Here is a 12,945-nt window from a genome sequence, read left to right as displayed (position 1 = left end):
GTTAGAGCTTCACACCTTTCGCCAGCAGGTCAGCGACAACGCGGTCGATGCCACGGGCATCGATGGTCCGAATGCCCTTGACCGACAAGGTCAACGTGACATTACGGCGCAGGGACGGAACCCAGTAGCGCTTCTTCTGGATGTTCGGGTCGAACCGACGCTTCGTGCGACGGTGCGAGTGGGAGATGCTGTGTCCGAAGCCCGGAACTGCACCTGTCACCTGGCATACAGCTGCCATGATCACTCCTCAGTAGTAGTAAATATTGGCGGTACTCGATAAAACAGATCACAGCGCGGTGTTGCTGCCTCTGAACCTGCGTTGAAGAGTCCCGCCACCAGTTGTGACACCGTGTATTACTGCGACGTGCGAAGGTAACCAGGCTGGGTGAGAACCAACCGAAGCGCCTTACTTGCGCGAAAGACGGTGAATACAGCGTCCAGGTTGAGCATTTTTCCCTACTCGGTCGGGACGCGTTATTCGGTTTACGGGCAACCACGCGATCATCATGATCCGCACCTCACGGAGCACACCACAACGAACACGTGACTTAACGCTTTAACATCTTAGAACGCCGAACGACAGATCACAAACTGCAGGGTACGACGCCGGCACTCCTCCCCTGCTTCGACGCGCCGCTGGCGACCTGGCGTTCACCGCTCAGCAATCACCGGCACGGATCAGCGGAAGATCCAGTGCTCAGGATCCATCCCGGCGACCAGTTTTCTCCCGATCCGCGTGAGGTCTTTGACGTCCTGTCCACTCAGCCCGTCGAAGACCAGCCGTCGCACCGACGCCACATGCTCGGGAGCCAATTCACGCAGCATGTCCAGGCCTGCCTCGGGCAGGTGGGCGACGGTGACCCGGGCGTCATCGGCACTTGGGGAGCGTTCGACCCAGCCCCGGGCTTCGAGCTTCTTCACCACATGGCTCAACCGCGACAGTGAGGCGTTGGTTCGACCCGCCAGTTCACTCATCGGCAGCAGCCGCCCCTCGGACTCCGAAAGCATCGCCAAGACGTGGTAGTCGAAGAGCGTGATCCGCCCCTGCCGGTGCAGTTCGGTATCGAGCAGGCTCGGCAGTTGCGTCGACAGGGCCATCAGGGCCAGCCAGCATTCACGTTCCTGGGCTGAGAGCCAACGGGGAGGGGTCATGGAAACCATGATGACACATGAACGTTCAGCTAAATCCATGGGTGTGCCCTCCAGTGGATGCCCCCCTCTTGAACCGGCGGCGTAGCCTTGAGGGACAGCGTGTGGGCCACCGTCCCGCGGCAGGCCCCGGTGCTTGATACCGCGCGGCCTGCGGCACGCCGAGGTCTGAGGGAGTGTCCATGGACGCCACCGATTCCAGCAGCACGATCGACGAAAAAACCGCCCGGGCCGTGGCCGAAGCAGCCCGCGATACCGGTGACGCCCTCCCGAGTTTCGCCCAGGGGTTGTATCTGGGTAAAACCGATTTCGGGCTCATCCATCCACATCCACGGCCTTCTGCCGACGAAACGGAACGCGGTGAGGCCTTCCTGGAGAAGCTGCGCGCCGCCGTCGAGCACTTCGACGGGGGCCGGATCGAGCGCGATGCCCGCATCCCCGACGAGTACGTCGCCATCCTGGCCGAGCTGGGGGTCTTCGGGATGAAGATCCCCACCGGTTATGGCGGCCTGGGCCTGTCCTTGGCGTACTACGGCCGGGCCCTGATGCTGCTGGGATCCATCAGTCCCAGCATCGGTGCCCTGGTCTCGGCCCACCAGTCCATCGGGGTCCCCGAACCGGTCAAAATGTTCGGCACCACGGAACAGAAGGAACGTTTTTTGCCGCGCTGCGCCGCAGGGGCCATCACCGCCTTCCTCCTCACGGAGAACGACGTCGGTTCGGACCCCGCCCGTCTGGGAACGACGGCGACCCTCTCGGAAGACGGCCGGTCCTATGTCCTCGAGGGGGCGAAATTGTGGACGACGAACGGGGCGGTGGCCGACCTGGTGGTGGTCATGGCCCGGGTACTCCCCCACCCTGGCGCCGACGGCAAACAGGAGCGCGGTGGCGTCAGCGCCTTCGTCGTCGAGGCCGACAGCGAGGGCCTGGTGGTGGAGAACCGCAATGCCTTCATGGGCCTGCGCGGCATCGAAAACGGGGTCACGCGCTTCCACGGGGTCAGGGTTCCGGCGGCCAACCTGCTCGGGCGTGAAGGCCAGGGGCTGAAGATCGCGTTGAGTACGTTGAACACCGGGCGCCTGTCGATCCCGGCGATGTGCGCGGGAGCCGGGAAGTGGAGCCTGAAGATCGCCAGGCAATGGTCCAAGGCCCGGGTGCAGTGGGGCCTGCCGGTGGGCGAGCACGAGGCGGTCTCGAAGAAGATTGCTTTCATCGCCGCCACCTCCTTCGCCGTGGAATCGGTGTTCGAGCTCTCCGCCGCGCTGGCTGACGCGGGGATGAAGGACGTGCGGATCGAGGCTGCCCTAGCGAAGTTGTTCTGCAGCGAGATGGCCTCCCAGATGGCCGATGAGCTGCTGCAGATCCGTGGCGGCCGCGGCTACGAGACCGCCGACTCGCTGGCCGCACGCGGCGAGCGCGCCGTGGCCGTCGAACAGCTCGTACGTGACCTGCGCATCAACCGGATCTTCGAGGGCTCCACCGAGATCATGCACCTGTTGATCGCCCGGGAGGCGGTGGACGCCCACCTCAAGGCCGCCGGAGACTTGGCCAGCCGTGATGCCACGACCCAGGAGAAGCTCCGGGCGGCGGCCGGGGCCACCAGCTTCTACGCCAAATGGTTGCCGACCCTGGCCACGGGGCCGGGGCTGCTGCCGACCTCGTACTCCGGGGCCGGGAAGCTGGCGGGTCATTTGCGCTATGTGGAGCGGGCCTCCCGCCGGCTCGCCCGGCATACCTTCGCCGGAATGGCCCGCTGGCAGGCGGGGCTGGAGACCAAACAGGCCTTCCTGGGCCGGGTGGTGGACATCGGCACCGAACTCTTCGCCATGTCGGCCTGCGTATCCCGGGCCGAGCTTCTGCGCGACATCGAACCGGAACGGGCGGAGGGCGCCACGCAGCTCGCCGACGCCTTCTGCCGGCAATCCCGGGGCCGCGTGGAGAAGTTATTCGATGACCTGTGGGAGAACACCGACGCCACGGACGCCGTGCTGGCCAAACGCGTCCTGGCCGGGAACTACGAATGGGCGGAGGAGGGGGTCATCGACCAGTCCGAGGGCACCGGCCCGTGGATCGCCGACTGGTCCGATCCCGGAGAACACCGCCCGGATCTGCGCCACCCCTACGGGAGCAGCTGAGCCTGGCGGATCAGGCCGTGGACAGCGAGTGCAGCAGATACCCGTAGTCCAGGCCGGTCCGGCCGGGATGTGCTGCGATATGGGCGTCGGCGACCTCGGCCGGGAATTCCAAACGCAGGACGGCGTCCCGGTCGGCAGTGGTCTCGAAGCTCCAGCTGCTCATCACCTCGAGGGTGGTGGCACCCTGTGTAGCCCACCACTCACGAATGAAGTCCCCGCTGCCCTGGTAGGTCTGAGCAGGGTCGGAGGCGCGCAGCAGCTCGGCGAATTCGCCGTGGGTCTGGTCGTTGTCGATCACCACCAGGGTCCCGCCCGGCTTCAGTGCGCGCAGGGCCTCGCATAGACCGGGGAGGCAGTCGTTGGTCGGGGTCGGGAAGAAGTAGGCGAACCGGGCATGGATGACGTCCACGCTGGCATCCTCCAAGGGAAGGTGTTCGGCCGACCCATGCAGGACCTGGACGTTGGCCAGCTCTTCGCGCCGGACCCGGTGTCGGGCCAATTCGAGCAAGCCCGGATCGGGTTCCACGCCGATGACCGCCCCTGCTGTCTTCGCGTAGTGGGTGAGCCAGAATCCGCTGCCGCAGCCTAGGTCCACGATGGTGTGCCCCGAGAGTTCGGCGGTTTCCCGGAGGGCTTGCCACAGGGTGCCTTCATGGTCGATGGCCTGGTTCTCGATTTCATACAACCCGGGGTCCCCTGCCTGATTCGGGGCAGGAGTGAAGTCCGGCAGCTGTGTTTTGTCCATCTGCCCAGCGTATGCGCGTCACACGCCCACCCCCACTCCTGGGTCAAGTCGACCGTTGCATCGACCAATGAAATCCGCCGCCCCCTCACCGGACAAGTCACCGGACGGGCCTTACGGAACGATGGCGGCTCAGTGCTCTGGGCAACTCATATTTTGAGCGGGTGTGTCCGGTGGGGGACCGGCATACGGGACCAGTCTGGCGGGGTCCTAAATTCTGTCGTTGGTAACATCGCGGCATGGCCAACGTTGTCCTTGTGCACGGAACGACACAGTCTGCGGCGGGCTTTCGCCGTCTGATCACCTCGCTCGAACATCGAGGTCATCGGACCGTCGCCGTGGATGTGCCCAGTGGGGCGGCTACTACCGCCGAAGAGTATGCCCGGCTACTCGCGGCACAGATTCCTGCCGGCTTCGACCATCCGCTTATCGCGGCGCACTCGGCGGCAGGACTCCTGATGCCAGCGTTGGCCCGCGAGCTGGATGCAAACCACCAAGTGTGGTTAGCGGCTGCGGTCGCCGACTATGTCGGAAGACGCAGCCTGCTCGCCGAAATCAAGCAAAGCCCACTGGATGTTTTCAACACCGAATGGGTGGGTATTGACCCGACCAGCGACCCAGTCTTGGCCGCGTACTTCCTGTTCCATGATGCGAACCTTGCCACCTTGAAGGAAGCCCTGCTGACCATCGCGCCTTGCGACTTATCTGCTGTCTATGCTGAGACCCCGCCCGAGGATCCGGCACGTATTTCCTCCACTTACGTGCTGCCCACCGGAGACCGCACGTTGTCCACAACGTGGATGCGGCGGGTCGCAAGGCAGCGATTGCGTTGCGAGCCCATCGAAATCGCTGCGGCGGCGCACAACTTTTACGCCGCCAGGTCCGAGGATGTAGCTGCCATCATCGATGAAGTGGCAAAGACACTTTGATCCAAAGGGCGCGGCATGAGGGTACCGTCCAACGTTACGATCCCGCCTTCACGGCGTTGACGTCCCGTTGAAGATTCCCTATCAGAAGCATCTCCTGAGAGGTCTTCACAGGACATGATTTCTACCGTTCGTACTCAAACCTCTTTACGAGCAGTTCTTCTGCAGGCTCAAATCCATGCCTGGCATAGAAGGTCTGTGATTCGTCTGAAGGTGACAGGACGATACGGGCCGCGTTGATGCCCTGTGAGAACTGGATCGCGGCTTCCATGAGACGGCCGCCAACTCCTCCGTTGCGGTAGTCCTCAGCAACAAAAGCATTTCCGAGATAAACCCAGCACGATGATTTCTTTCCGGGCTTCGGCATCCGTTCGAACACCATCAAATTCAGCATTCCGATCAGTTTCCCGTCTAGGTCTGCAACGAACATCGTGCGGGGGTTGTTCGCCTCCCAGCTGAGGTAGTCGCTCGCAAAATCCGGATCCTCGATCGGCTCGATTGTCTGCTCCGCTACCCATTCAGTACGCATCTTGATGAGATCTGACGTATCTGTCGGGAGTGACTGGCGGACGATGAGCATCCGTGCACTCTACACAATTACCGTCCGAATCGAGCCCGTTTATGAGGCAAGAAGTGTCCGGTAAAGGTTTCCCAAACGGGAGCCTACCTCCGTGCAGACCCCCGGAAACTCTGGGAAGGCGATCCTCACAAACCAAACAGTTACCCGCGAGCGTGAGGGACAATTGGCGCATGTCAGAAAGATTCGAGTGGGAGCCCGACCTCGCGCGGGGCGAGTGGCTTCGCACAATGGAAGCCGAGTCGTTCGGCAGCCTCCTGTCTGTGGTGCCCCGCGGTTTCGAGGCCTACGCGCGCGTTTTCCATCCCGTCGAACGTGACCGCCCGCGCGAGACGAAGACCTGGCTGGGCCTCGATGAGAGTGCATTCTTCGAGGGTGTCCAGGATATTGGGGCGTCGCTCGAAACAGAGCGCGCCACGTGGGCGGACGCTGCGTCCTCGTTCAAGACCACCATGCACGCAGAGGCGCAATACGCGAGTCTTTTGCGGCGGGAATACGGCCATGCTGGTGGCGCCATCGCCGCAGACGGCTGGCGCTATGGTGACTCGTTCGAGGGATGCCTTGACGTCGACTCCCTCGCGGCAGCAGCCCAGGTGCTTGCACGCCACACATCGACTCCGGATTCCGGTATCGCCGCCATCTGGGAGGGATGGGGCGGCCTGGTGAGTTCGGCCGGAGTTGGCCACTATATGGTCGAGGAGCATGAAGGGATGCCCGTCCGCTACACCGACGAGGCGCCCTTACCCCTTGCCGAGCAATCGCTTCGCGTTCGACTGGCGAAGGCCGCGCGACACTGGATGGCGAGGATGAGGTCGTTGAAGGAAGCTCTTCCGCGGCGCCAGCCAAAACCAGGATCCGGGCTACTTGCCCGTGAGATCGCCACCGGCAAGCCGTTCGAATTACATGGCGACACGGGACGGAGCTACATCCTGTTCGAGGCGGGCGCGGATGACTTCGCGGATGCTGCATGGCCCACCCACGCACCGTGGGTGGATGAATACATGGGGGCGCAGTCGCCCAGTATCTTGTGGCCCGACGATCACTCGTGGGTCCTGGCCACCGAAATCGATTTCGATTCGACGCTCATCGCGGGAACGGCGGGGCTCATCCGCGAGCTCGAACGGACGCCAGGGCTCGAGGTGCTACCGATCCACGCCGGCGCCGGCCTGTCCTGTGAGGGCGATGCGATCAATCGTCCCCAGTGATGCCGCGCGCCGGGGACTCCGAGTCCAGTCTCACTAAAAACGGGCGGATAGGCCTACGAACAGGTAGATCCGCCGCTCCCGCATGCCCTCACGGATACAGCCGTCGGTCGACTCGATCGCGAGATGCAAACGATTCTCATTTAGTATAAGCTGTGAGGGTTTCCATCAGCTCCCCTGAAAGGTCGCCCATGCATTTGCGCTTTGCCGTCGCCCCCGTCCTCCTAATCGGACTAGGACTGTCAGCCTGCTCGGGCACGGCTACCGGCGATGATACTGAAACCTTGACAGTGGTCACTTCCACGAGCGCCTACGCAGACATCGTCAGCCAGGTCGCTGGCGATGCGGTGCAGGTCGATTCGATCATCAACAAGCCCTCCCAGGACCCGCACTCCTATGAGGCAACGCCTCAGGACAAGCTCACCCTCTCCCACGCGGACCTCGTCGTGGAAAACGGTGGCGGCTACGACGCCTTCATCGATCCGCTGACCAAAGATCTGGGAATCAAGGATGAGCAGATCGTCACCGCCGTCGACTATTCAGAGACGGCCCACGCAGCAGAACACGACACGGAAGCGGAGGCCGACCCAAAGGATCACGACGGACATGACCACTCCAGCTTCAACGAACACGTCTGGTACGACCTCCCGACCGCCTCTGCCGTAGCCATGGAAGTCGCCGATCGGCTGGGCGAGCTGAAACCGGAAGAGGCAGAAACCTTCACCGCCAATGCCCAGGAGTTCGACACGAAGATCGACACCTTGGACCAACGTCTCGGGAAACTATCCACCGAGGCAAAAGGTCACCAGTACGCCATGACCGAACCGGTGCCCTTCTACCTGCTGGAGCAAGCCGGCCTCTCGGATGGGACTCCCGCAGGCTTCAGCGGCGCCATCGAGGAGGGCAACGACGTTTCCCCGCTGATCCTCAACGCCTTGGACAAGAAACTCTCTTCGGGAGACATCGCCCTGCTGGCCTACAACCCCCAGACCAGTAGCCCGCAAACCCAGAGCGTCCGCTCCCAGGCCGAGAAGGCGGGAGTTCCCGTGGTCGAGTTCAGCGAGACCCTCCCCCAGGACACCGACTATCTCGGATGGATGAGCTCGAATATCGACGCCATCCAGAAGGCCCTGAAGAACTAGCCGTCGGGGACCGCAAAAAAGATCCGCAGCCGAAGCCCCAGGCTTCCACTGCGGATCTTTTTTCCGCTTCGGTTCAGGCTGCTTCGGCCTTGGGCCAGCGCAACAGGGCGGCGATACCTGCCCCGTTGGGAAGCACGCCGGCCGGGACATAGCGGATCGAGGCATCGGTCATGGCTACCGCACGCAGCAGGACCTCGGGCGCTGGCCATGAACCCAGCGCATCGGAACCTTCGATATCGGCCCCTTCGGAGGCGAGCCACGGCTCCGCTTCGAGCGCCAGCAGGGAATGGTCGTCTTGGAATTCGGCGACGACGACCGTGGCGGCTTGCCCCTGTTGCAAGGCCCAGACGACCTCTGCGAAACCGAGTACCGCCCCGGGCTGGGTGGCGTTGGCCTGGTTGGTGATGCGTTCGGAAAGTTCGCGAATATCCTCGGCCAACAGTGCGGCAACGTGGGCTTCGATATCCTTCTCCACGGCAGAGGAATCGGCGCCCCCGGTCCGGGTGTGCTGATCAAGGGTCACCGCCAGGGCCCGTGTCGGCTCGGCAAGTTGGGACAAGACCAGCTCCCTGGCCTTCGTATCCCCGGAGAGGACCACGAGCCGGGCCCGGGTGTCTCGGGCTATCTCGTCGATCAGCCGGGCGATCTCATCGGCGTTCCGACGCCAAATCTCCGCCGTCTGGTGTTGGTTCTTCGATTCTTCGTACCTGCCGGGGACCCGGCGGGCGTGATGGGCTTCGTCGCGATCCCCGGCAATCCGGTATTCCTCGGCGACACCGGCAACTGCCGAATGGCGCAGCCGCACTTCTCCCCCATCGCGGCCGACTTCGGCGACCAGATAGGGGAACTGTCCGCCGTGGGCGCGTGCCAGCGGGACGAGGTTGGGGAACTCGCTGCAGTCAACCTGCGGCGCTTCGGTCTTCACGCCTTGGACCAGCTCGTCGAGGACGACCTGTCCGTCGCAGACGGCAACGAAACGTGAGACCGGGGCAGGCCTGCCTTCGGCCGGGCGCAGTGCCGAACGCATCGCTTCTATGTCGGGGGCGCTGGCCTGTTGGCTTTTCAAAAGTTGGGCAACTGTATCGGGCAGGGCATCGGCAGCTTCATGGGCTGCCGTCGTGCCGAGCGAGGCGTCTACGAAGGCCGTGCACCACGGACCTTCTTGTCGAAATAACGTGGCATCAATTCCGCTGGAACCTGCCCTATTTGCCATGGGGAAACTCCTTCCCACGCGACGCCTTCGCCGCGTGACTACTGGGTCCGTGAGCCCACCGTAGCATCGCCGAGACGCGGCGAACAGAGCCCGTTTTTTCGCATGGACAGCCCTCAGCGCACCCCTAGATACCCAGCACTGCCTTCGCGATCAGGAAGTACAGGATCAGGCCGGCGGCGTCCACGAAAGTGGTAATGAAGGGGTTGGAGAACACCGCAGGGTCGGCCTTGATGGCCTTGCCCAGCAGGGGCATGATCCCGCCGACCGTTGCCGCCATCGTGCAGACCCCGCCTAGCGTCAAACCGATCACCCACCCAATATCGGGACTGTAGATCAACGCCGCGATGACGAAGCCCAGCGCCCCCAGCAGCAAACCGAGCATGGCACCCACCCGGATTTCCCGCGCGAAAACGCGCAGGATGTCACGGGTACGAACATCCCCCAGAGCCAAAGCACGAGTCACCGTGGTGGCAGCCTGGTTGCCGGTGTTGCCGCCGGTGCCGATCAGCAGCGGGATGAACGACGTCAGCACAACCACTTCGGCCAGGGTCGCCTCGAATTCGTGGAGGACCCGGACGGTGAGCGTGGCACCAACGGCCAGGACCAGCAGCCACACCACCCGGGATTTCACGATCTCCCAGATCGGGGTGGAGAGGTAGGGCCGGCGCAACGGCTCGGTACCACCGCTGCGGGCCGCGTCCTCGGATTCGGCGGCCTCAATGATCCGCAACGCATCGTCGACGGTCAGGATGCCCAGTAGCCGGTTTTCGGTATCAACCACCGGCAGCGCCAGCACCTGCAGGTCGGCGCAGCGCCGGGCAGCGGTTTCCTCGTCCACGGTGGCCCGCACGGATTCCGCATCCACCATGATCTCGCCGACCGTTTTCAGCGGATCGGCACGCAGCAGGTCACGCAGGCTGATGATCCCCACCAGGGTCCGGCCGGCATCGGTGACGGGCAGGGTGTAGATGGTCTCGGCGTCGTCCAGACCCCTGCGGACCTTTTCCAACGCCTGATCCACGGTGGTCCAGGGGTGGGCGCTGATGAATTCGGGGCTCATGCTGCGCCCGATCGATCCCTGCCCGTATCCGAGGATGGCGTCGGTCAGGGCCCGCTCCCGGCTGGACAGACCCAGCAGAAGTCGACGGGCCACCACCGAGGGAAGTTCGTCGAGCAGGCCCACCCGGTCGTCCGGGCTCAGGTTGTCGAAGACCTCGGCGACATCGGAGTCTTGCAAGCCCTGGATGAGCTCGGATTGCAGTGTCGGGTCCAGCCGTTCAAACACGGCCAGGGCCCGCTCCTTGTCGAGCAGCCGGTACAGTACCGCCCGGTCGCGGTCGTTCAGCCGTTCCAGTTCGTCGAGTGTTTTCGAAATAGGCAGGCGGGCCACCAGCCCACCGGCTGCCGCTAGATCATCGCGATTGAGGGCCTGCTTCAGGGCCTCAAGGGTGTCATCGATTTCGATGGTGTCTTCGGGGTTCATAATCCGGGTTCCCTCCGGTACGCGCCCCGTGAGGGGCGCTAGCTGATGACTGCGCGCGGCGCAGCGGAATACCGACGAACCACAAGGAACGACGGCGAGGTGTGTGGACCCGCGGCGGGCGCGGGTTCTCGACTTGGTCCGTCGTCCATCTGCGGGTCACCTCCCGATTCGGCAAGCCATACGCGGGCACGGGCCATCAGCCCGGCAGGCGTCGATCAGCGAAGCACGCCGATCACGACGGCTCCAAGGCCCACCCTATTCCGAACCCGCGAGCTACACCAAAGCGGTAGCGATCCAATAGCGGCGTTTGGAGTGGCCCGGAAGCAGTTCAACGGTATCTTCGTGGATGCCACCAGCGCGTTCGATGACGGCGGCAGAGGCATGGTTGGTTTCGTCACAGGTCACCAGCACCTGGTCGATCCCCAACTCAGCGGCCCGGCCCAGTGCCGCGGCCAACAGGACTCCCGCGTAACCGCGGCCGCGGAAACCGGGGCGGACGCCAAACCCGATATGGCCGCCGATGGTAGCGAGCATCGGGGTCAGTTCGTGCCGCAGCGAGACCCGGCCCAGCAGCAGGCCAGCGTCCTCGGCCACGAGGAAGGTGTGGGGCACCCGTCCGGGCGCCAGACCCTCGCCGCGCTCCCCCGCCTCCAATCCGGCAAGGTACCCGGCAAAGTCCTCTCCGGCGTCGTAGTCCAGCAAGAAGTCGAACCCCTCGAGGGACATTTCTCCGTGGGCGACCAGCGCCTGCTCCTCATCGGCTGCCGAGAGACGGCGCAGCACGGGGGAAGGTCCTAGCACTCCACCACGTTCACTGCGAGGCCACCCATGGCGGTTTCCTTGTACTTATCGCTCATATCCTTACCGGTTTCGCGCATGGTCACGATGACTTCATCCAAGGAGACCCGGTGTTCGCCATCGCCCATCAATGCCATCTTGGCTGCGTTGACGGCCTTGGAAGCGCCGATGGCATTGCGTTCGATGCAGGGGATCTGTACGAGTCCGCCGATCGGGTCGCAGGTCAGCCCGAGGTTGTGTTCCATGGCGATCTCGGCGGCGTTCTCCACCTGGGCGGGGCTACCGCCGAGCACCTCCGCGAGTCCGGCGGCGGCCATGGAGGAGGCCGAACCGACCTCGCCCTGGCAGCCGACCTCGGCACCTGAAATGGAGGCCTGTTCCTTATAGAGCACGCCCACTGCGGCGGCGGCGAGGAGGAAGCGCACGATGATCTCTTCCTTGTCCTCACCGGTGGCGTAGTCGATGCCTGGCAGGTAATGCGTGGCGTAGAACATGACTGCGGGGATGATGCCTGCCGCCCCGTTGGTCGGGGCGGTCACCACGCGGCCGCCGGTGGCGTTCTCCTCGTTGACGGCCAGGGCGACGAGGTTAACCCATTCCTGCCAGTAGCGCGGGTCGCGGTCCTTGTCCTCCTTGCTCAGGCGCTCATGCCAGTCGGGGGCACGACGGCGGACCTTCAGCCCGCCGGGTAGCAGTCCTTCGCGGGCGATGGCCGAATCCTTGCACTGCTCCATCACCTCCCAAATATGCAGCAGGCCGGCACGGATCTCCTCGCGGGACCTGTAGGTCAGCTCGTTGGCGAGCATGACGTCGGCGATGCCCATTTCGCTGGCGTGGCAGTGCTCGAGCAGTCGAGCAGCGGTGGTGAAGGGGTAGGGGATCTCTTCATTGACTTCGTCGAGTTCGGCCGCGGCGGCTTCCTCATCGCCATCACGGACGATGAATCCACCGCCCACCGAATAATAGGTCTCATCCAACAGGACACCGCCGGAGGCATCCAGGGCCTGGAAGCGGATGCCATTGGTGTGGCGGGGCAGGATGGTCAGCGGGCGCTGGACCATGTCCTCGACCGAATAGGACAAGTCCTTCCGGGCCCCGAGCTCGGCAGCCAGACGCAGGGTGCCCGATGCCGCGATGTCCTCCAGGCGTTCCTCGACCTGCTCGGGCAGAATCCGATCGGGTTCGAAGCCCTCCAGTCCCAGCAGGACTGCGGTGAACGTGCCATGGCCCTTGCCGGTGGCGGCGAGGGAACCGTAGACGTCGACCTGTAGGTCAGCGGTGGCTTCAGCCAGTTGGCCTTCCACGAGCCCCGCAGCGAAACGCTGCGCAGCCCGCATGGGACCGACGGTATGGGAGCTCGAGGGGCCGATGCCGATCGAGAAGAGGTCGAAAACGCTGATGGCCATGGTGTTCATTCCTTTGCACGAGGTGGGTGCTGTCATGCGTCGGGCCCGGGGTTTTTCGCCCCGGGCCCGACGACGCCCCGAGGGGCTGGAGGCGACTCAGCAGAGCGGGGCCAACTCCGGGTAGAGCGGGTGGGCGGTAGCCAGGGCGGTCACCCGGGCCTTCAACCCTTCA

The 12,945-nt window shown here is 64.0% G+C and carries 12 protein-coding genes; 4 read left to right on the top strand and 8 right to left on the bottom strand.

The window, feature by feature from the left end:
* Window position 1: 1 nt before the first annotated feature.
* Together rpmB and FM101_RS15250 are read right to left on the bottom strand one after the other, a co-directional pair.
* Window positions 2-238 carry a 50S ribosomal protein L28 gene (gene rpmB, locus FM101_RS15255; RefSeq protein WP_087001209.1) on the bottom strand — a complete coding sequence of 79 codons (237 nt, stop codon included), beginning with the start codon at window positions 236-238 and terminating at the stop codon, window positions 2-4.
* A 440-nt stretch (window positions 239-678) separates the two neighbouring features.
* Window positions 679-1,152, bottom strand: a complete 474-nt coding sequence (locus FM101_RS15250) for a MarR family winged helix-turn-helix transcriptional regulator (protein WP_087001301.1) — start codon at window positions 1,150-1,152, stop codon at window positions 679-681.
* 179 nt (window positions 1,153-1,331) lie between these two features.
* On the opposite strand from FM101_RS15250, the gene FM101_RS15245 reads away from it, so the two are divergent.
* On the top strand, window positions 1,332-3,284 hold the full coding sequence (locus tag FM101_RS15245; protein WP_087001207.1) for an acyl-CoA dehydrogenase family protein: 1,953 nt from the start codon (window positions 1,332-1,334) through the stop codon (window positions 3,282-3,284).
* A 10-nt stretch (window positions 3,285-3,294) separates the two neighbouring features.
* Here the strand turns inward: FM101_RS15245 and FM101_RS15240 are convergent, their stop codons facing one another.
* The gene (locus FM101_RS15240; RefSeq protein WP_087001205.1) at window positions 3,295-4,029 is read right to left on the bottom strand and encodes a class I SAM-dependent methyltransferase; all 735 of its coding nucleotides are present in this window, start codon (window positions 4,027-4,029) and stop codon (window positions 3,295-3,297) included.
* Window positions 4,030-4,265: 236 nt separating this feature from the next.
* On the opposite strand from FM101_RS15240, the gene FM101_RS15235 reads away from it, so the two are divergent.
* Complete coding sequence (locus tag FM101_RS15235) at window positions 4,266-4,955, top strand: alpha/beta hydrolase (RefSeq protein WP_087001203.1); 690 nt, start codon at window positions 4,266-4,268, stop codon at window positions 4,953-4,955.
* Between the two features lie 121 nt (window positions 4,956-5,076).
* Here the strand turns inward: FM101_RS15235 and FM101_RS15230 are convergent, their stop codons facing one another.
* A complete protein-coding gene (locus FM101_RS15230; RefSeq protein ID WP_087001201.1) occupies window positions 5,077-5,532 on the bottom strand; it encodes a GNAT family N-acetyltransferase in 456 nt (151 codons plus the stop codon).
* A gap of 170 nt (window positions 5,533-5,702) precedes the next feature.
* On the opposite strand from FM101_RS15230, the gene FM101_RS15225 reads away from it, so the two are divergent.
* Together FM101_RS15225 and FM101_RS15220 are read left to right on the top strand one after the other, a co-directional pair.
* Window positions 5,703-6,734: a hypothetical protein gene (locus FM101_RS15225; RefSeq protein ID WP_087001199.1), complete on the top strand. Its 1,032-nt coding sequence runs from the start codon at window positions 5,703-5,705 to the stop codon at window positions 6,732-6,734.
* Window positions 6,735-7,021: 287 nt separating this feature from the next.
* On the top strand, window positions 7,022-7,873 hold the full coding sequence (locus tag FM101_RS15220) for a metal ABC transporter solute-binding protein, Zn/Mn family (protein ID WP_241895348.1): 852 nt from the start codon (window positions 7,022-7,024) through the stop codon (window positions 7,871-7,873).
* A 73-nt stretch (window positions 7,874-7,946) separates the two neighbouring features.
* Here FM101_RS15220 and FM101_RS15215 read toward each other — a convergent pair whose 3' ends face one another.
* The 4 genes from FM101_RS15215 to FM101_RS15200 form a co-directional block, all read right to left on the bottom strand.
* Complete coding sequence (locus tag FM101_RS15215; protein WP_087001195.1) at window positions 7,947-9,086, bottom strand: hypothetical protein; 1,140 nt, start codon at window positions 9,084-9,086, stop codon at window positions 7,947-7,949.
* A 124-nt stretch (window positions 9,087-9,210) separates the two neighbouring features.
* Window positions 9,211-10,569, bottom strand: a complete 1,359-nt coding sequence (gene mgtE / locus FM101_RS15210; RefSeq protein ID WP_087001193.1) for a magnesium transporter — start codon at window positions 10,567-10,569, stop codon at window positions 9,211-9,213.
* Between the two features lie 273 nt (window positions 10,570-10,842).
* Window positions 10,843-11,352 carry a GNAT family N-acetyltransferase gene (locus FM101_RS15205; RefSeq protein WP_198962398.1) on the bottom strand — a complete coding sequence of 170 codons (510 nt, stop codon included), beginning with the start codon at window positions 11,350-11,352 and terminating at the stop codon, window positions 10,843-10,845.
* Between the two features lie 11 nt (window positions 11,353-11,363).
* Entirely contained in the window at window positions 11,364-12,773 is a 1,410-nt protein-coding gene (locus FM101_RS15200; RefSeq protein WP_087001192.1) for an L-serine ammonia-lyase, read from the bottom strand.
* Between the last annotated feature and the right edge of the window lie 172 nt (window positions 12,774-12,945).

Source organism: Arthrobacter rhombi (assembly GCF_900163545.1).
In the GTDB taxonomy this organism is placed as follows: Bacteria; Actinomycetota; Actinomycetes; order Actinomycetales; family Micrococcaceae; genus Arthrobacter_H; species Arthrobacter_H rhombi_A.
This window is presented reverse-complemented; position numbering and strand designations above follow the sequence as displayed.

Excerpts from the sequence above, each read along its gene's own strand:
- rpmB (WP_087001209.1), bottom strand. The coding sequence starts at position 238 with ATGGCAGCTGTATGCCAGGTGACAGGTGCAGTTCCGGGCTTCGGACAC.
- FM101_RS15250 (WP_087001301.1), bottom strand. The coding sequence starts at position 1,152 with ATGACCCCTCCCCGTTGGCTCTCAGCCCAGGAACGTGAATGCTGGCTG.
- FM101_RS15245 (WP_087001207.1), top strand. The coding sequence starts at position 1,332 with ATGGACGCCACCGATTCCAGCAGCACGATCGACGAAAAAACCGCCCGG.
- FM101_RS15240 (WP_087001205.1), bottom strand. The coding sequence starts at position 4,029 with ATGGACAAAACACAGCTGCCGGACTTCACTCCTGCCCCGAATCAGGCA.
- FM101_RS15235 (WP_087001203.1), top strand. The coding sequence starts at position 4,266 with ATGGCCAACGTTGTCCTTGTGCACGGAACGACACAGTCTGCGGCGGGC.
- FM101_RS15230 (WP_087001201.1), bottom strand. The coding sequence starts at position 5,532 with ATGCTCATCGTCCGCCAGTCACTCCCGACAGATACGTCAGATCTCATC.
- FM101_RS15225 (WP_087001199.1), top strand. The coding sequence starts at position 5,703 with ATGTCAGAAAGATTCGAGTGGGAGCCCGACCTCGCGCGGGGCGAGTGG.
- FM101_RS15215 (WP_087001195.1), bottom strand. The coding sequence starts at position 9,086 with ATGGCAAATAGGGCAGGTTCCAGCGGAATTGATGCCACGTTATTTCGA.
- mgtE (WP_087001193.1), bottom strand. The coding sequence starts at position 10,569 with ATGAACCCCGAAGACACCATCGAAATCGATGACACCCTTGAGGCCCTG.
- FM101_RS15200 (WP_087001192.1), bottom strand. The coding sequence starts at position 12,773 with ATGGCCATCAGCGTTTTCGACCTCTTCTCGATCGGCATCGGCCCCTCG.